Origin of the sequence: Jiangella rhizosphaerae (assembly GCF_003579925.1) — a bacterium.
Lineage (GTDB): Bacteria > Actinomycetota > Actinomycetes > Jiangellales > Jiangellaceae > Jiangella > Jiangella rhizosphaerae.
In genome coordinates, this window is sequence record NZ_QUAL01000087.1 from 1 (window position 1) to 20727 (window position 20727).

Below are 20727 nucleotides of genomic sequence, written 5' to 3' on the forward strand. Positions count from 1 at the left end.
CTGCGGCGGCGCGACGGTGTCCGCCGCCGCGCCGCCTGGCGCGGCGGGGACGGGCCGGCCGGGTCCCTGGTCCCGGCCGGCCACGCCGGCTTCGGCCCCGCTCACCGTCTCAGCCGAGCTGGTCGGCGATGGCGGCATCGGCGTCCTCGGCCAGCTGCTGTACGTCGCCGCCGTTGGCGATGGCGACGAACAGGTCCTCGAGCACGCGCGAGCCCTCGACGGTGGCCCAGTTGGCCGCGGCGGGGGTCAGCTTCGCGTTGGTGACCGCCTCGACGGTGGCCGCGGCGAACTCGTCGGTGCCGAGGCCGTCGGCCAGCGAGACCTTCGCCGGGGTCAGGCCGTTCTCGGCGTACTGGCTCTGGAACTCGTCGCTCATGATGATGCGCAGCAGGTTCGCGGCCAGCTCCTGGTTCGGCGACTTCGCGGAGATCGCGATGTTCGAGCCGCCGAGCAGGACGGGGGCCGGCTCGCCGTCGCTGCCGGGCAGGGCGAAGACGCCGACGTTCGGCATCATGTCCGGGCAGCCGATCTCCGGGTCCTCGAGGCTGCCGCGCAGCCAGCCCGGCCGCAGCATCATGCCGACCTCGCCGGCGCAGAACGGGACGTGGCCGTCGGCCTCGTTGCCGTCCTTCGGCGCGCCGGAGGCCTCGGTGAACAGCCGCTGCACCAGCTGCAGGCCCTCCTGCGACTCCGGCGTCGACAGCGCGCCGACCCACTCGCCGTCCTCCTCGACGGCGAAGTCGCCGCCGGCGTCCCAGAGGAAGGCGGCGCCGTCACGCCAGTCCTGGCCGGGCAGCCAGAAGCCGGAGAAGTTCGGGGTCGCGGCGTTGTCCTGCTTCAGCTTCACCGCCGCGTCGACGAACTCCTGCATCGTCGTCGGAACCTCGATGCCCGACGCCGCGAACAGGTCCTTGCGGTAGAAGACGTAGGACGAGCCGGCGTACAGCGGGACGGCGTACGTCCTGCCCTCCGCGCTGCCGGCCTCGACGAAGCCCTGCAGCAGATCGTCGCCGCCCAGCTCCGGCAGCAGGTCGGTGATGTCCGTGAACGCCCCGACCGTGGTGAACGTCGGCGCCTGCGTGTTGCCGACCTCCACGACGTCCGGCGTCTCGGACTCGCTGCCCAGCGACGTCGTCAGGCGGTCGACCAGGCCCTCCCACTCCTGCTCCTCGATGGTCAGCGTCGAGCCGGGGTTCTGCTCCTCGAACTCGGCGACCAGCCAGTCGCGCATCGACTGGGGCGTGTCGGGGCCGTTGAGCCACAGGCGGATGTCCGCCGGCTCCGGCGTACCGGCGTCCTCGCCGCCTGCTGCGGGTTCGGTGCTGTCGTCGCCGTCGCCGCCGCATGCGGAGAGGGCGAGCGCCGCGGCGGCCAGGCCGGCGGTGAGACGAAGTGCTCTGTTCACGGCGGTTCCTCCGGTTCGGCCCGAGCAGGGCGCGTGACGTTGAACTGGAAGCTAACCTTCCAGTAATTGTGCCTACTGTAAGGTTTCTTGCCAGTCTCGGCAGTCACGTTTCCGTAACGTCCTGCTGCCGGGGTCCGGGACGGGGGCGCGCTCCGGAGCGACGTGATGGTGGCCATCCCTTGCTGCGCTGGCCCCGTCCCCCTGCCGCCCGATCGCCTTGGCCGCGTGCGGCTGAGAACGGGCAGCTATCAGGGGGACGGGGAAAGAGCGGCGACGACGCCGGGTGTTTGCGGCGTTGGGCTCGCTTGCGTGTGAGTTTGGTGCCGTGGAGCGTCCACTTGGTGAGATGCGCCGGCGATTCGGGCGCCATCACGAGGATTACCTGAGCATCACCACGGCTGTAGGGGTGTTGATGCTCACGTCATCCTCGTGATGTGGGCGATCCTGGATGATCATCGCTGCCCACAGCCCGACAACACACATGAAACGGACGCGAGCTACCCCACAGTCCGCTTGACGCGAAGGCCGCGGCGCCGCCAACGCACACGGGGCGCAAGCCGCACCGGTGGACCCCATGATCACCGACCGTTTGTGCTGTGATCACGACCCAGAAGGTTGATGATCACGCGAGGCGGAGGCGGGGCTACTCCGTCGAGGCGAAGAGGGTCTGCCGGGCGTGGTCGACGGCGGTGAGGACGGCGCCGCGCAGGACGGGCGCATTGGGGACGGTCGTCGGGACGACGCGGGGGTTGACCGGGGCGATGCGCCGGACGTCGTCGCCGACCATCTCGCACAGCTGGTCGCCGCCGGCCGCGCCCACCTCACCGGCGACGACCACCAGCGCCGGGTCGACGACCGTGCAGACGGAGGCCACGCCCAGCGCGAGCCGGTGCGAGAACGCCCGCAGGAAACCATCCGCCGCGGCGCCTCCGCCGGCCAGCGCCGCCCGTACGGCCGCGGCCGCGCCGTCGGCGACGATGCCGTACTCGGCGGCCAGCTCGTCCACCGCGCCGGCACCGACCAGCGCCTGGAACGCGCCCTTCGCCGGCCGTTCCACGCTGGCCGGTGACGGGACGCCGGGCATCGGCAGGTACCCGATCTCACCCGCCGCGCCGGTCGCCCCGCGGTGCAGGTGACCGCTGAGCACGACGGCGAGACCGACGCCGCGGCCGATCCACAGCAGCACCATGTCGTCGACGTCGCGGCCGGCGCCCTCGGCGCGTTCGGCGACGGCGGCGAGGTTGACGTCGTTCTCGAAGGTGACGTCGCAGCCGAGGTCGGCGGCGAGCAGGTCGCGCATGCCGCGGTGCCAGCCGGGCAGGTCGAAGGAGAGCTCGATGTCGCCGGTCGACGGGTCGACGACGCCGGGCATGCCGATGACGACGTCGTCGACGTCGGCCAGGCCGATGCCAGCGTCGGCGGCCGCGGCCAGCGCCAGGTCGTGGACGAGCCGGCGCGAGTCGGAGCCGCCGCCGGCGGTGACCTCAGCGGCGACCGGGGCCGTCACCGAGCCGATGACCGCGCCGGTGACGTCGGCCACGGCGGCCTCGGCGACATCCGGGTTCAGCTCGACGCCGATGGAGTACGAGCAGCCGGGCCGGACGGCGTACAGCTCGGCGTTGGGGCCGCGACCGGCCGACCGGGTGCCGACGACCTCGACGAGGTCGCGTTCCTGCAGCCGCGCGAGCAGCTGCGACGCCGTCACCTTGGACAGCCCGGTCATGCGGCCGAGGTCGACGCGCGTCAGCGGCCCGGCGGCGAGCAGCAGCTCCAGCGCGCTGCGGTCGTTCATCGCCCGCAACAGGCTGGGGGTGCCCGGTCGTTGCGACACGTGATCTCCGATTCGGCTTCTGGAAACACTCTTGTGAAAAGAATTCTTGCCGACACCGTACAGCCCGGCCCCGCGCGCGAGCGAGCATCCGTGCCCGCGGACCCTGGACGCCGCCCGCGGCGAGCGCTATACCGGAACGAGCGCACCGGACCCGGCCTCGAGGGGCGGCCATCATGTCCAAGCTCGTCGCACTGCTGCTCATCGCACCCGTCGCCGTGCTCACGACGGCGGGCGCCCGGCCCTCGCCGGACTCCGTGCCGTTGCCGGACGACTTCGCCCCCGAGGGCATCGCCGTCGGCACCGGCGACACGTTCTACGTCGGCTCGCTGGCCGACGGCGACATCTACCGGGGCGACCTGCGCACCGGCGCCGGCGACGTCCTCGTCGACGCGCCGCCCGGACGGCAGGCCGTCGGGCTCAAGGTCGACCAGCGCCGCCACGCGATCGTCGTCGCCGGCGGCGTCACCGGCCACGTGTTCGTCTACGACAGCCGCGACGGCGAACCGCTGGCCGACGTCGCGGTCGCGCCGGCCGGCGACACGTTCCTCAACGACGTCACCGTCACCCGGGACGCCGCGTACGTCACCGACTCGCTCAACCCCGTGCTGTACCGCATACCGCTGGGCCCCGGCGGCGTCGGCGCACCGGAGACCATCGCGCTGACCGGGCCGGCCGCCACCATCGCCGGCGACTTCAACCTCAACGGCATCACGGCGACCGCGAACGGCCGCACGCTGATCGTCGCCCACTCGGCCCTCGGTGCGGTGCTGACGGTCGACCCGGCCACCGGCGCCAGCGCCGAGATCGAGATCGTGGGCGAGCCGCTGACGCCGGGAACGCAGGACGGCATCCTGCTCGACGGCCGGACGCTGTGGGTGGTGGAGAACTTCGCCAACCGGGTCGTCGGAGTCACGTTGAGCCCGGACCTGTCCAGCGGCAGGATCACCGACGTCATCACCGACGACGACATCGGCGACCTGTTCCGCATCCCGACGACGGTGGCCGAGCACGGCAACCGCCTGGCCGTCGTCAACGCCCGGTTCGACCTCGGCATGCCGCCACCGCCCGGCACCGACTTCGACGTCGTGGTGGTCGACAAGCCCTGACCGCTTGCTCATTGGAAGGGGCGGCCTAGAGTCACCGCGTGACCGAGCCCGTGTTCCTGATCACCGGGGCGTCCCGCGGCATCGGTGCGGCCGTCGCCCGCCGGGCCGCGGCGGCCGGCTACCGGCTCGTGCTCGTCGGCCGGACGGCGGCACCGCTCGACGCCCTGGCCGACGAGCTGGGCGGCGGCGACCGGGTGCTCGCCCGCGCCGCCGACGTCACCGACTGGACGGCGCTGACCGGCGTCGTCGCCGAGGCCGAGGAGCACTTCGGCCGGCTCGACGTCGTCCTCGCCAATGCCGGCGCGAGCGTCGTCACGTCCTTCCTCGGCGAGCACGGCGCGCCGCCCGAACAGTGGCGCGACCTCGTCCTCACCAACGTCTACGGCCCGGCACTGACCGCCCGCGCGACCCTCCCGGCACTCCGCAGAACTGCGGGTCACCTGCTGCTCACCGGCTCGGCCGCCGGCCGCGGCGTCCGTCCCGGCAACCTGTACGCCGCGACCAAGTGGGCCGTCACCGGCCTGGCGCAGGCGATCCGCGCGGAGTGCGTCGGCACCGGCATCCGGGTCACGCTGCTGCAGCCGGGACTCGTCGACACCGAGTCGATCCCGCCGAGCCGCGCGGACGACCCCAAGTTGCGCCCCGATGACGTCGCCGCCGCCGTCCTCTACGCCGTCGGCCAGCCGCCGCACGTGGACGTCAACGAGATCATCGTCCGGCCGACCGGGCAACGGAACTGACGCATCGGTTGGACAGACGGCCCACCCCGGATGGCATGCTGTCCCGATGACCGCCGGACCCGAGCTGACCATCGATCAGCTCGCCGGCGACGCCGCGGTCGAGCGGCTCTACCGGCAGGTCTTCGCGGTGCTCGCGCGCGAGTCCGGCGCCATGATCAGCGACCTCGAGCTGCTCGACGTCGACGAGGCGATCCTCGACGCGTTCGCCGACGCCGGCCGCGACGGGCTCACCGTCGACCAGGCGGTCGCCGCGTGCCGGCCGATCGACCCCGGGCTGGTCCACCGCCGGTTCGAGGTGCTGCGCGAGTACGGCGCCATCAGCAAGGTCGTCGACCGCCCGAACGAGCGGTTCCACCGGGCCGCGTTCGCGCCGTACGTCATGCTGCTGTTCCTGCGCCGGCTGGCCGAGCAGGGCGGCCAGGCCGAGCTGCACCAGCTGCTGACGCTCGAGCGGGTCAGCGTCACCGCGCCCGACGCCGAACCCGAGACCGGGCAGACCACGATCAGCCGCCTGACCAGGATCTTCCGCCACCTCGGCAACGAGCTGGCCATCCTCGCCGCGGGCAGCACCGCCGAGCAGCTGGGCGACCACGCGCAGCTGCTGTGGGGCAACAAGGGCCTGATCAGCCAGGCCGAAGAGGTCCACACCGTCGTGCTGCGGCGCTGGCCGCAGCTGGACCGCGAGTGCACCGCGCTGCGGGTCGCGCTGGCCGCGTACGGCGACGCCGTCGAGAAGGCGGCCGGACGGCTCATCGAGCGGGCCGGCACGACGCGGGCGCTCGGGCTGCTGTCGGCCGAGACGTGGCTGAGCTTCGCCCGGACGGCGGACGAGGACGACCTCGCCGGGGTGCTCGACACGTTCGTCTTCGACGCGCCGGCGCCGTGGTTCTCGCCGAACCTGCTCACCGAGGCGGTCGAGAGCGGCCGCGGCGCCAACACCGTCCGGCAGCCGCCGCCCCGGCCCGAGGGCCCGGCCGCGCCGCCGCCCGACGACATCCGTCCGGCCGACGACGCCGCGAGCCTGCGCGAGACCGCGGAGCGGCTGCTCGGCGACGGCGACGCCGTGGCGGTCGCGGACGTGCTCGACGACGCGGGCGACTGGCTCGCCGCCCGCCGGCTGCTCGCCGACCTCACCGCCATCCACCACCACCCCGACCTCCCGTACGAGCTGAGCTGGTCCGACGGCCTGCGCGTCGACCCCGCCGGCAGCCCGTCGTGGGTGTCGGACGGGACGTTCCGGCGGGCCGGGGACTGATGAGCGTCGACGACACCGCCCTGTGGTGGGCGCGGCACCGCGCGGCCGGGCCCCAGCGCGTCCCGCCGGCCGGCGCCCACCCGACCGGCATGATCCGCCTGGTCGAGCCCGACGCGAGCGCCGTCTGGCTGCTGCCGGAGCTGCCCGACAACGCCCGCCCGGACGTGCTGGACGAGCTCGGGCTGCCGGGCGTCGCCGTCGACCAGCCGAACGACACCGCCCGCGTGCTGGCGGCCTGCCTGCGCTGCTGCTGGACCGAGCCCAGCGGGCCGGTCTGGCCCGCCGCGCCCGCGCCGTTCGACCGCGTCATCAGCGTGTTCCGGGGCATCACCGGCAGCCGCGACGAGCGCGCGTTGCACGCCGCCGCCATGGGCGCGGTCCGTCGGCTGGCCGGCGCCGGCTGGGTGCTGTTCGACGAGGACACCCGCGTCGTCCGCCTCGGTCCGCGGGTCGCCTCGTGGAGCGCCGCCGAGCTGAGCACCCTGCGCGAGCTGTGGCGCTCGTTGCCTCCGCCCTCGACGGACGGGGCCGCATGAGCACGGTCTTCGACAGCGCCCTCGCCGAGCTCAACGAGCGCCACCGCGACGAGGTGCTGGCGGCCTTCGCCGCGCTGGAGCACGGCCGCGAGCCGGTCCCCGAGGCGCAGCTGCTGGCGCTGCGCGACGCGACCGTCCGCCGCGACCTGCAGCGGCTGCTGTACCGGCTCGGGCGCACGCTGGTCCGGGTCGGCAGCACGCACTGGACGTCGGGGTTCCGCGACGACGTCACCGAGCGGCTGGCCGCCGAGGGCGCCACGGCCCAGTCGCGCATCGACCGCGCGGTCCTCGTGCTGGTGCTGATCCACTCCGTCGCCATCCCGCGCAGCCAGGGGCTGGTCAGCGGCGACTCGTGGACGTCGGCCCACCCGACCTCGGTCGACGAGCTGACGCGCTACACCCAGTTGCCGCGCGGCGAGATCCGGCCGGCACTGCAGCGGCTGCGTGCCTCCGGGCTGGTGCAGATCGCCCCGCCGCGCGGCCGGTCCGCCGTCACCGACGGCCCGGCCTACCTGCCCGGGCCCGCCCTGCACCGGCTGACGAAGGCGGCCCGGGAGCGGCTGGAGCACGAGTTGATCCTGGCCGCCGCTCCGGACAGCCCCCTGGCCGCGGCGATCCGCGCCCGCCGGCCCACCGAGAGGAACGAGGTCACCGAAGGCAGGCCGCGAGGTCCCGGTCGGCCGCAAGACGCACAAGGGAGAAGAGAAACGTGAGCGCTGCCGCACCGGGCGCCTTCGACGTCGTCGGCGAGCGGGTGCTCGTCGGCGTCCAGGTCGTCGACATCTCCCGGCTGTCCACCCACCCGGTCCCGATGATCGGCCAGGGTCTGGTCACCGTCGCGGGGCAGGGGCCGAAGGACTCCAACGGCGCCGGGAAGTCCTCGTTCATCGCCGCGCTGAGCCTGCTGCACGCCGACGAGCAGTGGAAGCTGGCCAGCGGCGCCGCCGGCGCGGCCGAGCTGCTGTTCACCGCCGAGCTGGCCGCGCAGGAGGGTCGCTGGTCCAACGTCGACCGCGGCTACGTCATCGGCGTGTTCGCCCCGCCCGGCGGCGCGCCGCAGGACGACGCCGTCACCGTCTGGCTGCGGATCAACCGCAAGGCGCCGTACCTCGACCTGCGCTGGACCAGCGGGCTGCACGTCCCCTACGGCGCAACGGAGTCCGAGCGGGCCGCGCGGGTGGACGAGCTGTGGGCGCAACTACCGCGCAGCAACGGCCGCACCGACTTCCACGCCGGTCAGCTGTCGCGGGTGTTGTTCGGGCAGAACGCGCGGTGCGTGTCGTTCCTGTCGACGTCGGTGCGGTCCAGCCAGGCGGCGAACCTGCTGGCCCAGCCGCTGAACGACCTGCCGCCGCACCGCATCTTCGACGCGATCGCGACGCTCACCGGGCTCGACCGCGAGCTCGAGCACGAGCAGGTGCTGCGCTCGGCCGAGCACCGGCACCGCAGCGAGGTCGAGGAGACCGAGCGGCAGATCGCCGAGTGGGAGAGCGAGGTCGCGGTCATCGAGGCCGGCATCGCCCGCCGGCTCGCGGCCCGGGAGCTGCTCGGCGAGGCGCGGACGGCGTGGCGCTCGCGCTGCGCCCGGCATCTGCTCGACGGCGTCGAGCGCGCGGCGGAGCTGCGTCAGGCCCTCGCCGAGCTGGACGACACCGAGGCGGCGCTGCGGCAGGAGCTGGAGGGCATCGAGGACCGGCTGGCCGCGCTGACCGACGACGACGAGTCCGCGCGCCGGTTCGAGGCGGCCCAGCGCAAGCGCAACGAGCTGATCGCCCGCGACCGCGAGCTGGAGGCCGCCCAGCTGGCCGCCGCCCAGCACCTCGACCGCCTGACGACGACGCAGCGGCAGCTCACCGACGAGGCCCGCGCCGCCGACGGCCGCACCCCCGAGGTCGCCGCCGCGGAGCTGGCCGAGGCGCGGACGGCGCTGGAGGACGCGATCGCCGCCCAGGCCGTCGCGCGGGCCGCGGCGAACGAGGCGGCCCGGCGCGTCACGGCGGCCGAGTCCGGCGACGACGTCGCGGCGGAGCAGGTGGAACGGCTGCGTGCGGCCGGCCTCGACGCCGCCGCGCTGGTCGACGTCGTCGCCGTCGACCCCGCAGAGCGAGACGTGTGGGAGCCGCGGCTGTCGCCGTACCGCGAGGCCGTGGTCGTGGCCCGCAAGGACGCGACGAAGGCGGCGAAGGCGCTGGCCGGGCTGCCCGGCTCGCTGCTGGTGCTGGCCGACGGCAAGGGCGGGGAGCGCGACCTCACGACGTTCCTCGACGCCGTCGCCGCGCGCGCCGGCAAGGGCGCCGTCGTCGACGAGGCCGCCGGCGTGCTCGCGATCGGCGGGTTCGCCGAGCCGATCACCGGCCAGCCGGCCCGCGTCGCCGCCGCTCAGGAGGCACACCGCGAGCTGACCGAGGCGCTCGACGCGGCCGCCGCGGTGGTCGAGCAGGCGCGGGCGGCGCTGGCCAGGGCCGAGACGCGGGCGAAGGCGGCCGAGGCCGCCGAGCGCGCCGAGGCGTTGCAGGACGAGATCGGCGAGCTGCGCGCGGCCAACGCCGAGCGCCAGGAGCACCGCGACGCGCTCGCCCCCGAACTCACCGAGGCCGAGGCCGCCTACGCCCACGAGCTGGGCGTGCACAACTCCCGCGAGGAGCGCATCACCAGCCTGCGCGACACCCGCAAGCGGCTCACGCAGACCCTGCGCGAGAAGGAAGCCGACCGCTTCGCGCTGACCGAGGAGCGCGACGGCCTCGCCCTGCTCGACCGCGAGAAGGCCTGGGGCGACTCCCCCGACGCCGCCCGCCGGCACCTCCTCGAGCTGCCGCCCGAGCTGCAGGGCCGCACCACCACCGCCTGGGACGAGGACGCCACCCGCCTCACCGACGAGGTCGCCGTCCGCTGCTTCCCGCCCGGCACCCCGCCGGAGGAGCTGACGGCGGAGCTGCGCGAGCTGCTGATCACGCCGAACTGGTCCGGCGCGGCGCTGGAGACGCGGGTCTCGCTGGTCGCGCCGCTGCTGCGGGCGCTGGACGCCCACCTGCGCGACCACGAGGACCACGACCGCCACCAGCTCAAGCAGATCGCCGAGCAGCGCGCCCGCCGCACCGCCGACCTCGACGCCGCCCGGCTCGGGTACAGCGAGGCCGAGCAGACGGTGCGCGCCCACCGGACGTCGCTGGCGGCGGGCATCAAGACGATGCTGCGCAAGGTGGCCGCGGAGTTCGACCGGCTGGACCAGGAGTACGGCGGCTACGGCGCCGGCCTGGACTACCCCGAGCCCGAGCCGCCGTCGGAGCCGGACAAGCCCTGGCGGTGGACCGTCAGCCCGAAGTGGCGGCGCGCCGAGGGGCAGCGGATGTCCGCGTACACGCTGCGCAGCAACACCGCGCAGATGGACGAGAAGGCGGTCAAGCTGGTCTGCGCCGCGGCGCTGGCCCGCGGCGGCGACCGGCCGCTGCTGCTCATCCTCGACGAGCTGGGCCGCAACCTCGGCAAGCAGCACCGCCGCGAGGCCGTCGCGCTGTTCGAGCGCATCGGCAACGACCACAACATCACCGTCGTCGGCGCACTGCAGGACGACATGGAGCGCTACGCCATCGAGGCGTCGGGCCTCTACATCAAGCTGCGGCGCCGCTCGGACACCATGGCCTACAACGAGGAGCCGGTGGTCGTCGGCAACGACGCGAACAGCGACCGGGTCGAGCTGCTGCGCTCGTGGATGTCCTCCTACCGGCCCGGCACGCTGGACGTCGAGGGCGCCGGCGCCCCGTGACGGCGCCGGTCGAGCCGTACGCGCACGGGCTGCTCGACGTCGGCGACGGGCACCGCGTCTACTGGGAGGAGTGCGGCAACCCCGAGGGCCGGCCCGCGGTGGTGCTGCACGGCGGCCCGGGCAGCGGCTGCACGCCCGCGCACCGGACGCTGTTCGACCCGGCGCGCTACCGGATCGTCCTGCTCGACCAGCGCGGCTGCGGCCGGAGCACACCGCGCGTCCTCGACCACGCCGCCGACCTGTCCGCCAACCACACCTGGGCGCTGGTCGACGACCTCGAGCGGCTGCGTGCCCACCGCGGCATCGACCGCTGGCTGGTGCTCGGCGGGTCGTGGGGCAGCACGCTCGGCCTGGCCTACGCGCAGGCGCACCCGGACCGCGTCGCGGCGACGGTGCTGGCCAGCGTCGCGTTGCTGCGCCCGGCCGACGACGACTGGCTCTTCGGCGCCGGCGCGGCCCGGTTCTTCCCGGAGGCGTGGGCGGCTTTCAGCGCTCCGGCGCCCGACGCCGTCGGCGCCGCGGAGATGTTCGACGCCTACCACCGGCTGCTGCACGACCCCGACCCGGCGGTGCGCGACGGCGCGGTGGCGGCCTGGTGCGCCTGGGAGGCGGCGACGCTGAGCCTGCACCCGGACCCGCACGCCGGGGAGGCGTTCGCCGATCCCCGGTTCGCGGCGACGTTCGTCCGGCTCGGGGTGCACTACTTCCGGCACGGCGGCTGGCTGGCGGAGGACCAGCTCCTGCGCGACGCCGGCCGGCTGCGGGGCATTCCCGGCGTCCTGGTGGCCGGCCGCGGCGACGTGCAGACCCCCATGCAGGCGGCCTGGGAGCTCGCCCAGGCCTGGCCGGACGCCCGCCTCGTCGTGACCGACGGCGGGCACGTGTCCGCGGACGGCGCCGTGGCGGCGGAGCTGCGCCGGGCGACGGACGCGTTCGCGGTCTGACGGCCGGCCGGGCTCAGGGCCGGAAGAACGCGTCGGGGTTCGAGCCGTCCTCCTCCATCAGCGCGGCGGCCTCGGCGGCGACGTCGACGCCGTCCGCTTCCAGGTCGTCGACCACGGCGTCGGTGTACTCCTCGTCCAAGGCGTCGACCGGCAGCTCCAACTCCCGGCGCACCCGGAACCGGCTGGCGAGCAGCGTCGGCACCGCGCCGGTGGGATCGCCGTGCCGCTCCGCTGCCGTCAGGCCCATCGTGAACCACCGGTGGGCACGGTTCAGGTCGCCGTGCAGCTCGTAGCTCTCGCCGAGGAACGCGAGGACGAACGTGTCGTCGCCGCGGCTGCGGCGCAGGTCGCCGGCGACGACGTCGGCCTCCTCGCGGCGGCCGGCGCCCAGCAGCGCGTCGACGAGGTAGCAGCGGGGGTCCGGCGGGATGTCGTCGCCGGAGTCGACGGCTCGTCGCGCGGTGTCGAGGGCGCGGTCGTGCTCGCCCGCCCGGAGCCAGGCCTCGCTGGCGTAGGCCAGCAGGGAGCCGGCATTCTCGACGTCGTCGGGCTGCGGGTCGGCGGCCCAGTCCTCGAACTGCTGTGCCAGCGCGGCCGGACGATCGCCCAGCGACGCCTCGGCGCGGTCGAGCATGCGGTCGGTCAGCGGCGGGCGTGCCATGCCGGCGAGCCTACGCCGCGCCGCCGGACATACGCTCGAAGGGTGAGCCCCCACACGAACGACCAGGAAACCGTCCGCCGCCTGCTGTCCACCCCCGCCACCTGGGCCGTCGTGGGGTTGTCGCAGAACCGGGAGCGCGCCGCGTACGGGGTTGCCCAGTTCCTCCGCGACCGGCTCGGCATGACGATCGTGCCGGTGAACCCGCGCGGCGAGGACACCCTCGGCGCGACCGGCCACAAGAAGCTGGCCGATGTGCCGGGGCCGGTCGACGTCGTGGACTGTTTCGTCAACAGCCGGCGGGTCGGCGAGGTGGTCGACGACGCGATCGCCGAGAAGGAGCGCCTCGGCATCAAGGCCGTCTGGCTGCAGCTGGGCGTCATCGACGAGGAGGCGGCGGAGCGGGCGAAGGCGGCCGGGCTGGCGGTCGTCATGGACACCTGCCCCGCCATCGAGGCGCCCCGCCTCGGCCTCTGAGCGCTGCGGTCAGTACGACCGCGCCGCCGCGACGTCGTCGAGCGTGCGCGCCTGCGCCCACAGGCTCTCGAACGCGATCTTCAGCGTCGCCGCCAGCGCCTGGTGCTGGACCACCAGCGTCGTCACCGAGCCGTCGCCCTCGGCGGGGTCGGGCATGTTGAACGCCACGGACAGGCCGTCGACGATGGTGAGCTTGAGCGGCAGCTCGGTGGTCAGCCGGATCTGCTCGCCCAGCGACGCCCACCTCCGCACCCGTTCGGCCATCTGCGGGTCGTCGAGGATGGACGTCTCGTAGATCGAGCGCTGGACGATGCCCGGCGGCACGGCGTCGGCCGTCGGCGTCGCCGCGCCGAGGTAGGGCGGGTGGACGAACGTCAGCACCTCGTGCCGGGCGTCGGTCCACAACTGCTGCACCCGCTCGACGGCGTGCTCGCGGTCGCGCAGCACCTCGACGTAGTCGAACGGGCGGCCGTGGTCCTGCCCGCGCTGGAACAGCGAGCGCAGCTGGCCGGCGATGTCCGTCGTGGTCTGCGTCAGCCGGTCCAGCTCTCTCCGGCGCACCGCGAGGAGCAGCTGGGTGACGTGGTCCGGCGGCTGAGCGCGGTACCGCACGGCCGGGCCGGGCACCTGGACGACCAGCCCCCGCTCGGACAGCGTCGCCAGCACGTCGTAGGCCCGCTGCCGGGGGATGGACGCCATCCGCGCGATCTCCGCCGGGGTGGCGTCGCGGCGGCCGACGAGCGCGACGTAGGCCCGCGCCTCGTACGTGGTCAGGCCGAGGTCGACCAGGCCGGCGACGTTCGCGGAGATATCCATCGGCTCACCTTAATCTGTCACCATTGACAGTGGTGACAGCCTTCGTCTAGTTTCACCCGTTACCGAGCAGCTCATGGCACTGTGTATTGCCGCACGCCATCTGCCGGGAAAACCCTCGCCCCGGAGGAGGCCGGTGATGCCGACGCCAACGCGTGGTCACCGGCGCCCGCTCCGATCCTCATTCGTACGTTCGCGCGTACTGCAGACCCGCCACCACGCCCCGGAGTGGCCGGCGGGTTCGTCGTCGAAGGAGCCCGCATGTTGCGTCGCAGCTTGACCCTTCCGGCGGCGGTGGCCCTGGCCCTGGGACTCACCCAGGGCGCCGGCGCCGCCCCCGCGGAACCGCCGTTGCCCGACCAACTGGAGGCGGTGACCGACGTCTCCGTGCAGCACCAGGAGAAGGGGGTCGCCCTCCGTCTCGGCACGGCCGCCGCGCCCGAGCTGTACATCGTGCAGCTCGACCAGCCCGCCGTGCCCGCCTACGACGGCGGCATCGACGGCCTCGCGGCCACCAGCCCGCAGGCCCGCGGCGCGGCGCCGCTGGACGCGGACAGCCGGGCGGCGCGGGCGTACGCCGGGCATCTGGAGGAGGCGCAGGCCGAGCTGGTCGCGCAGATCGACGACGAGATCGGCCGGACGCCCGAGGTCGCCTTCACCTACACCTACGCGCTCAACGGCATCGCGGTCGAACTGACGAAGGACGAGGCCCTGGCCGTCGCGGAGCTGCCGGGCGTCACGTCCGTCCAGGTCGACCAGGAGCGGGAGCTGCACACCGACGTCGGGCCGGAGTGGATCGGCGCGCCGGCGCTGTGGGACGGGTCCGGCACCCCCGACGCCGGCGACACCGGCACGAAGGGCGAAGGCGTCGTCGTCGGCGTCCTCGACACCGGCATCAACCCCGCCAACCCGTCGTTCGCCGACGTCGTCGCGCCCGAGGACGGCGGCGACGGCTACGACCACACCAACCCGCGCGGCGCCGGGAACTACGTCGGCGTCTGCGACCCGGCGAACCCCGCCTACATCCCCGACTGGGGCTGCAACGACAAGCTGATCGGCGCGTGGGACCTCACCAGCGTCGACGGCACGAACCCGTACGACAACGACGGCCACGGCAGCCACACCGCCAGCACGTCGGCCGGCAACCAGGTGGTGGCCACGACGTACAGCGCCGAGGGCACCGAGCACGAGTTCAGCGCCACCCGCACCATCAAGGGCGTGGCGCCGCACGCGAACATCATCGCCTACGACGTCTGCCACGACACCTGCCCCGGCGCGGCCACGCTCGCCGGCATCAACCAGGCCATCGCCGACGGCGTCGACGTCATCAACTACTCCATCGGCAGCCCGTCGGCCTCGCCGGACCCGTGGAGCGACACCGACTCCGTCGCGTTCTTCAACGCCCGGGCCGCCGGCGTCTACGTCGCCACCTCGGCCGGCAACGAGGGCCCCGGCGCGGCCACCACCGGCTCGCCCGGCGACGTCCCGTGGGTCACCGCGGTCGGCGCCGTCCAGCACAACCGGCAGTGGCAGGCCGAGGTGCAGAACATCACCGCCGACGGCGGCCAGTCGCTGCCGCCCATCCGCGGCCAGGCCTTCAGCGCCGCCACCGACGGCGCCTTCCCGCTGGTGAACGCCGCCGACCTGGGCAACCCGCTGTGCCTGGCCGACGGCTTCCCGGCCGGCACCGACTTCACCGGCGAGATCGTCGTCTGCGACCGCGGCGAGAACGGCCGGGTCGAGAAGGGCCAGATCGTCGGTGCGCTCGGTGCCGAGGGCTTCATCCTGGCCAACGACGAGGCCAGCGGGACGTCGCTCAACGCCGACCCGCACGCGATCCCGGCGGTGCACATCACCTACGCCGACGGCGTCGCGCTGAAGCAGTGGATGGCGTCGGTCACCGGTGAGCAGGCGTCGCTGTCCGGCGGCCTCGAGGTGATCTCCGACGACCTCGGCGACGTCATGGCGTCGTTCTCCAGCCGCGGCCCGAACCGCGCGATCGAGCTGATCTCGCCCGTCGTCAGCGCGCCGGGCGTCGACGTCCTCGCCGCCAACGGCACCGGCAACGACGTGTCGTGGGGCTTCATCTCCGGCACCTCGATGGCCAGCCCGCACGTGGCCGGTTCGTACGCGCTGCTCAAGGCGCTGCACGGCGACGACTGGACGCCGGCCGAGGCGCAGTCGGCGCTGATGACGACGTCGGTCACCGACGTCACCGACACCGACGGCTCGCCGGCCGACTGGTTCGACATGGGCGCCGGCCGCGTCGACCTCAACGTCGCGGCGATGGCCGGCCTGGTCATGGACATCACGCCGGCCGAGTACGCCGCCGCCGACCCGTCCGAGGGCGGCGACGTCAAGGACCTCAACACCGCCAGCCTCGCCAACCGTCAGTGCCTGCTGACCTGCGAGTGGACGCGGACCGTCACCGGCACCTCGACCGGCGCCGGCACGTGGACCGTCAGCACCGAGTCGATCACCGACGGCATCACGCTGACGGTGGAGCCGTCGACGTTCACCATCGCCGAGGGCCAGGACATCGAGCTGACCATCACGGCCGACGTCACCGGCTCGGCGACCGACGCCTACCAGTTCGGCACCGTCGTCCTGACGCCGGCCGAGGGCTCGGCCGCGCCGGTCGCGCACCTGCCGGTGGCCGCGCTGCCGTCGACCGGCGTGCTGCCCGACGGCATCGACATCGACACCCGCCGCGACGCCGGCTCGCAGGAGTCCACGCCGATCGAGGCCATCGAGATCGACGACTTCACCGCGACGGTGTCCGGCCTGGTGCCGGTGCAGGAGCAGCAGCTGTCGATCGTCGAGGACAGCACCAACACGCTGCCGTATGACGGCAACGGCACGGTGACGATCCTGGTCGACGTGCCGGAGAACGCCGCCCGGCTGGTGGCCGAGCTGTCCGACTCGACCGCGCCTGACCTCGACATGTACGTCGGCACCGGCGACACGCCGAGCGAGGCGACCGAGGTGTGCGCCAGCGCGACCGGCAGCGCCGACGAGTTCTGCGACGTCGGCAGTCCCGAAGCCGGAACCTGGTGGATCCTCGTACAGAACTGGGACGCGTCGACGCCGGGCGGCACCGACACCGTCACGCTGGGCACCGCCCTCGTGGCCGGGAACCAGGGCAACCTGACGGTCGAGGGGCCGGCGTCGCAGCCGGCCGGCGAGCCGTTCACCATCCGCGCGTTCTACGACGAGCCCGGCCTCGACCCGGGCGAGACCTGGTTCGGCGCCGTCGCGCTCGGGACGTCGCCGGACTCGCCGGGCGACATCGGCGTCATCCCGGTGACCGTCAACCGGCACGCCGACGACGTCACCAAGACGGCGTCGGTCGAGACCGCCGGGCCGGGCGACACGATCCGGTACACGCTGACGGTGCAGCCGAACGTCACGCCCGAGGACCTCGCCTACACGATCACCGACACCCTGCCCGAGGGCACCACGTACGTCGAGGGGTCGGCGACCGGCGGGGCCACCGTCGAGGACGGCGTGCTGACCTGGGAAGGCACGCTCGAGACACTGGTCGGCGTCGAGGGCGCGTACGTGATCACCACCAGCGCCACCGACCCTCAGTGCGTCAACCCGTTCACCGGCGAGCAGGACTACACGAACCTGGCCGACTTCGGGATCATGGCGCAGGACGGCCTCGAAGGCGACGGCATCGTCATCACCGCCCTGAGCAGCCGGACGTTCGGCTTCTACGACCAGCCGTACGCCGGCGTCGGGATGTCCGACGACGGGTTCCTGGTCTACGACTTCGCCGCGAACGGCGGCGGCGAGCCGGGCACGCCGCAGACGCTGCCGTCGTCGGTGCGGCCGAACAACGTCGCCGCGATGCTGTGGCAGGACATGCGGATCGTCTACGACCAGGCCGCCAACTCCGGCGTCTCGGTCGCGACGGCCGGCGACGACCTCGCCGTCGTGGAGTACGACGACCTGCGGCTGGCCGGCGACCCGACCGGCGCGCAGGGGACGTACGACATGGAGGCGTTCCTCTTCACCGGCAGCAACGACCTCGTGTTCGCCTACGACAACATCACCGGGCCGCTGGCCGGGCCGATCACCATCGGCACCGAGAACGCCGCCGGCACGTCGGCGACGGCGCTGGTCAACGCGGGCAGCGCGGCGGGCGTCATCGCCAACGACACCGTCGTCTGCGCGAACTATGCCGGACCCGACGCCGACCCCGTCGTCATCACCTACGACGTCACCGTCGATGCGGATGTCGAGGACGGCACGGTGCTGACGAACTCGGCGGTGCACGTGACCGACAACCCGGGCGCGCAGGAGGTCACCGTCTCCGACAGCGTCACGGTGTCGGTGCCTGCCATCACGGTGGCGGCGACGGCCGACGCCGTCGAGCCGGAGACGAACGGCGCGGTCACCTTCACTCGTCCGGCCGGTGCCGCGGCCGGTGAGCTGACCGTCAGCTACTCGGTCGAGAACAGCCGCTACACCCGGCCGGGCCGCGACTACGAGGCCCTGGACGGCGAGGTCACGTTCGCTCCCGGGCAGACCACGGCGACCGAGGTGATCGAGGTCATCGACCGGCGCGGGCCCAGCCCACGGGACCGCTCGGTGACCATCACCGTCGAGCCGGGCGCCGGCTACCGGGTGGGTGATCCCGCCTCGGCGACCGTCGACATCATCGGCGACGGCCGCTGATCTGAGCACCACCGGCGCGGCGGACTCCGTCGGGGGTCCGCCGCGCCGGTGCTTGTCAGGCCAGCCGGGCGTCGGCGGCGAGGTCGCGGCCGAGCTGGTCGACGCGGTCCGGGTCGAGGCCGCGGGCGGTGAACCAGTCGCCGACGTTGCGGACGTCGCGGTCGAGGAACTCGCGGCCGTGCGGGTTCCCGACGACGTCGACGATCTGCGGGACGTCGATGACCACCAGGCGCCCGTCCTGCACGAGCAGGTTGTACACGGACAGGTCGCCGTGCGCGTACCCGGCCAGCGCCAGCAGCGACAGGTTGTACGCCAGCTGCTCCCATAGGTCGTCCAGCTCGGCGGGGTCCGGACGCAGCTGGGCCAGCCGCGGCGCCGCGTTGCCGCCGTCGTCACCGATGAACTCCATGAGCAGCTCCGTGCCGAGGATCTGCACCGGGTACGGGACGGCGACGCCCGCCGACCACAGGGCGACGAGCGCGTCGAACTCAGCACGCGCCCACTGCCCGGCGACGGCCTCGCGGCCGAACGCGCTGCCCTTGGCGATGGCCCGGTTGACGCGCGACTTCTTGTCGCGGCGGCCCTCACGGTAGCCGTCGTCGCGGTGGAACATGCGGTGCTGGGGGTCGCGGTACCGTTTGGCCGCCATCAGCGTGCGCCGGTCGCTGCCGGGGACCGAGCGTTCCAGCAGGAAGACGTCGGCCTCCTTGCCGGTCTTGAGGATGCCGAGCTCGGTGTCGACCGCGCCGAGCTCGGTGACGACCCAGTCCGGGTACGGCTGCGGGCCGCGCTGCCCCGCCGTCGAGTCGTCCCAGGTGGTCCAGCGGTCCCCGTACGGCGGGTCGTCGCTGACCGCGGGCTCGCCGGGCGGGGTGAGACCGTACTTGGCGGCGTAGTAGGCGAAGGTGTCGTCGAGGCTGCGCTCGGCGACCTCGGCGCGGTCCTCACGGGTGCGGGCGCGCCCGCGGGAGCGCATGGGACGGAACTCATCGTGGTTCGGCACTGCGGTGGTCTCCTGACGAGGAGGTCCCCACCGCGTGCTCGGGGTGTGACGTACTCGGCGTGCGAGTGTTCCGGCGTCAGGCGGTGGGAACGGCGAAATGAGGGCCGTATGGCGCGCAGACGACAGCGCGCCGCCTCGAGTGGGCAGCCATCTGGACACGCCTCCCTTCGCCTCCGCCGGACGTCTGCACGACGCCGGCCGGTCCTGATGCGGGCCCAGCTAACCGGTTCGGCGCCCACCGCCGCAACCGAATTTCCGCCACCGCGCCGAACTGCCGGATACTCGAATTTCCGTCGCACCGCGACCCGGAACCGCCCCGGTACGGAGGAAATTCGAGTATCCGGGGTTCGGTGACGGTCAGCGTTCCCAGCCTGCGGGCAGGACGACGCCGCTCGGCCCCGGAGACGGCCAGTCCGCCGCCTCGGGCTCGACGGCGCCGACCCCCGGCACGTGCTTCCACCAGCGAACCGGCCGGCCGTCCGGAGGGTTGTCCCGCAGCAACGCGGCGAACCGGCCGGCCAACTCGGCTCGTCTCCGCCAGGCGAGGTCCCAGCCGAACCGGACGACCTCGAGGCCGAGCCGCCGCAGCCGCCACTCCCGTTCGCCCTGCCGGGACACGATGCGGGACGCGTCGGGACGGTTGTCGTACTTGAGGGCTCCGTCGGCCTCGAAGACGACCCCGTGGAACGGCCAGAGCCCGTCCACCCGGTACTCCGGCTCGATGTCGCCGACCCACGCGTTACTCACCGGCAGTGGCAGGTCGAACTGCAGACAGGCGAACCGCCCGAGTGTCTCCAACGGCGACTCCGCCCTTGGATCGGCGTGCTCCGCCACCCACCGCGCGCGGTGAATCCCGGGCCAGCCGGCCATACCGCCGATCGCGTCGTCGAGATCGAGTCCGGCGGCGGCCACGGCGTCCGCCGCGACCAGGGCCGGCAGGATCGGCCCCATCCGCGCGGCATCGGCCACCGCCCAGCCCGGCCGCATCAGTCCGATGCCCTGGACCTGGCACGCCTGGCCGGCCGGGATGCGGACCACTCTGATGTCGCCGTACTGCCCGTGCCGAACACTGTGCCCGGCCTCGGCAGGCCGAATCGCCAACACTCGCTCAGGCGCTCGCCCGACGGTCGGCACTTGCCACGTGACCGCCGCCGACCAGCCGGTCAGGAACGTTCTCGACCCGCTGAACAACGCGAAGGCGCGGGACCGAAGCCGGTGTCGCTCCCACGACGAGGCAGACTCCAGGACCGCGGCCGACGCGAAGCAGCCGGGTGCCAGCCGCACCAGCAGACCGGTGTCCGCCAGGCGGCGCAGCCTGTTGCCGCCGACGCCGGCTCGGCCCGCCGTTGCGAGGTCGACGATCCCGTTGCCGCGTCTCAGCAACTCGACGATGTCGTCGGAGATGCATCGCAGGGGTCCAGGCATACGGTCAGCGTGCGCGGAGCCGCGCCCGGATGACAGTGGCACCGCGCAATCTGTGGACAGGCACGACGTCTACGTCGCCGCTGTGGAC

General features: G+C 73.6%; 15 protein-coding genes. 9 read left to right on the plus strand and 6 right to left on the minus strand.

The window, feature by feature from the left end; translation table 11 throughout:
- Positions 1-109 precede the first annotated feature (109 nt).
- Positions 110-1405, minus strand: a complete 1296-nt coding sequence (locus DY240_RS09480; protein ID WP_119659681.1) for an extracellular solute-binding protein — start codon at positions 1403-1405, stop codon at positions 110-112.
- Positions 1406-2048: 643 nt separating this feature from the next.
- Positions 2049-3197 (minus strand): ROK family transcriptional regulator, encoded by a 1149-nt coding sequence (locus DY240_RS09485; protein ID WP_119659682.1) that lies wholly within the window; start codon positions 3195-3197, stop codon positions 2049-2051.
- A gap of 212 nt (positions 3198-3409) precedes the next feature.
- On the opposite strand from DY240_RS09485, the gene DY240_RS09490 reads away from it, so the two are divergent.
- Genes DY240_RS09490 through pip form a run of 7 tightly spaced genes read left to right on the plus strand, consistent with a single transcriptional unit; the run spans position 3410 to position 11580 of the window.
- Positions 3410-4342, plus strand: coding sequence for an SMP-30/gluconolactonase/LRE family protein (locus tag DY240_RS09490; RefSeq protein WP_199701167.1), 933 nt, complete (start codon positions 3410-3412; stop codon positions 4340-4342).
- Positions 4343-4380: 38 nt separating this feature from the next.
- Complete coding sequence (locus DY240_RS09495) at positions 4381-5082, plus strand: SDR family oxidoreductase (RefSeq protein ID WP_119659683.1); 702 nt, start codon at positions 4381-4383, stop codon at positions 5080-5082.
- 46 nt (positions 5083-5128) lie between these two features.
- Positions 5129-6337, plus strand: a complete 1209-nt coding sequence (locus DY240_RS09500; RefSeq protein WP_119659684.1) for a hypothetical protein — start codon at positions 5129-5131, stop codon at positions 6335-6337.
- Positions 6337-6873: a hypothetical protein gene (locus DY240_RS09505; RefSeq protein ID WP_119659685.1), complete on the plus strand. Its 537-nt coding sequence runs from the start codon at positions 6337-6339 to the stop codon at positions 6871-6873. Before DY240_RS09500 ends, DY240_RS09505 begins: the two co-directional genes overlap by 1 nt.
- Positions 6870-7586, plus strand: coding sequence for a hypothetical protein (locus tag DY240_RS09510; RefSeq protein WP_199701169.1), 717 nt, complete (start codon positions 6870-6872; stop codon positions 7584-7586). The genes DY240_RS09505 and DY240_RS09510 overlap by 4 nt, the downstream gene beginning before the upstream one ends.
- On the plus strand, positions 7583-10636 hold the full coding sequence (locus DY240_RS09515; RefSeq protein WP_119659686.1) for a coiled-coil domain-containing protein: 3054 nt from the start codon (positions 7583-7585) through the stop codon (positions 10634-10636). The genes DY240_RS09510 and DY240_RS09515 overlap by 4 nt, the downstream gene beginning before the upstream one ends.
- Complete coding sequence (pip, locus tag DY240_RS09520; RefSeq protein WP_199701177.1) at positions 10633-11580, plus strand: prolyl aminopeptidase; 948 nt, start codon at positions 10633-10635, stop codon at positions 11578-11580. Before DY240_RS09515 ends, pip begins: the two co-directional genes overlap by 4 nt.
- 13 nt (positions 11581-11593) lie before the next feature.
- On the opposite strand, the gene DY240_RS09525 is transcribed toward pip, so the two are convergent.
- Positions 11594-12241 (minus strand): tetratricopeptide repeat protein, encoded by a 648-nt coding sequence (locus DY240_RS09525; protein ID WP_119659688.1) that lies wholly within the window; start codon positions 12239-12241, stop codon positions 11594-11596.
- 42 nt (positions 12242-12283) lie between these two features.
- Between DY240_RS09525 and DY240_RS09530 the strand changes: the two genes are divergently transcribed.
- Positions 12284-12715, plus strand: a complete 432-nt coding sequence (locus tag DY240_RS09530; protein ID WP_119659689.1) for a CoA-binding protein — start codon at positions 12284-12286, stop codon at positions 12713-12715.
- Positions 12716-12724: 9 nt separating this feature from the next.
- Here DY240_RS09530 and DY240_RS09535 read toward each other — a convergent pair whose 3' ends face one another.
- A complete protein-coding gene (locus tag DY240_RS09535; RefSeq protein WP_119659690.1) occupies positions 12725-13531 on the minus strand; it encodes a TrmB family transcriptional regulator in 807 nt (268 codons plus the stop codon).
- Between the two features lie 258 nt (positions 13532-13789).
- Between DY240_RS09535 and DY240_RS09540 the strand changes: the two genes are divergently transcribed.
- On the plus strand, positions 13790-18211 hold the full coding sequence (locus tag DY240_RS09540) for a S8 family serine peptidase (RefSeq protein ID WP_147375258.1): 4422 nt from the start codon (positions 13790-13792) through the stop codon (positions 18209-18211).
- Positions 18212-18266: 55 nt separating this feature from the next.
- Here DY240_RS09540 and DY240_RS09545 read toward each other — a convergent pair whose 3' ends face one another.
- Positions 18267-19214, minus strand: coding sequence for a serine protein kinase RIO (locus DY240_RS09545; RefSeq protein ID WP_233552676.1), 948 nt, complete (start codon positions 19212-19214; stop codon positions 18267-18269).
- Positions 19215-19571: 357 nt separating this feature from the next.
- Positions 19572-20639, minus strand: coding sequence for a type IV toxin-antitoxin system AbiEi family antitoxin domain-containing protein (locus tag DY240_RS09550; protein WP_119659693.1), 1068 nt, complete (start codon positions 20637-20639; stop codon positions 19572-19574).
- Positions 20640-20727: the final 88 nt, after the last annotated feature.

Bases quoted from the DNA above. Each gene is read 5' to 3' on its own strand.
- DY240_RS09510 (WP_199701169.1), top strand. From the start codon at position 6,870: ATGAGCACGGTCTTCGACAGCGCCCTCGCCGAGCTCAACGAGCGCCAC.
- DY240_RS09550 (WP_119659693.1), bottom strand. From the start codon at position 20,639: ATGCCTGGACCCCTGCGATGCATCTCCGACGACATCGTCGAGTTGCTG.
- DY240_RS09505 (WP_119659685.1), top strand. From the start codon at position 6,337: ATGAGCGTCGACGACACCGCCCTGTGGTGGGCGCGGCACCGCGCGGCC.
- DY240_RS09500 (WP_119659684.1), top strand. From the start codon at position 5,129: ATGACCGCCGGACCCGAGCTGACCATCGATCAGCTCGCCGGCGACGCC.
- DY240_RS09485 (WP_119659682.1), bottom strand. From the start codon at position 3,197: ATGAACGACCGCAGCGCGCTGGAGCTGCTGCTCGCCGCCGGGCCGCTG.
- DY240_RS09540 (WP_147375258.1), top strand. From the start codon at position 13,790: ATGTTGCGTCGCAGCTTGACCCTTCCGGCGGCGGTGGCCCTGGCCCTG.
- DY240_RS09525 (WP_119659688.1), bottom strand. From the start codon at position 12,241: ATGGCACGCCCGCCGCTGACCGACCGCATGCTCGACCGCGCCGAGGCG.
- DY240_RS09490 (WP_199701167.1), top strand. From the start codon at position 3,410: ATGTCCAAGCTCGTCGCACTGCTGCTCATCGCACCCGTCGCCGTGCTC.
- DY240_RS09535 (WP_119659690.1), bottom strand. From the start codon at position 13,531: ATGGATATCTCCGCGAACGTCGCCGGCCTGGTCGACCTCGGCCTGACC.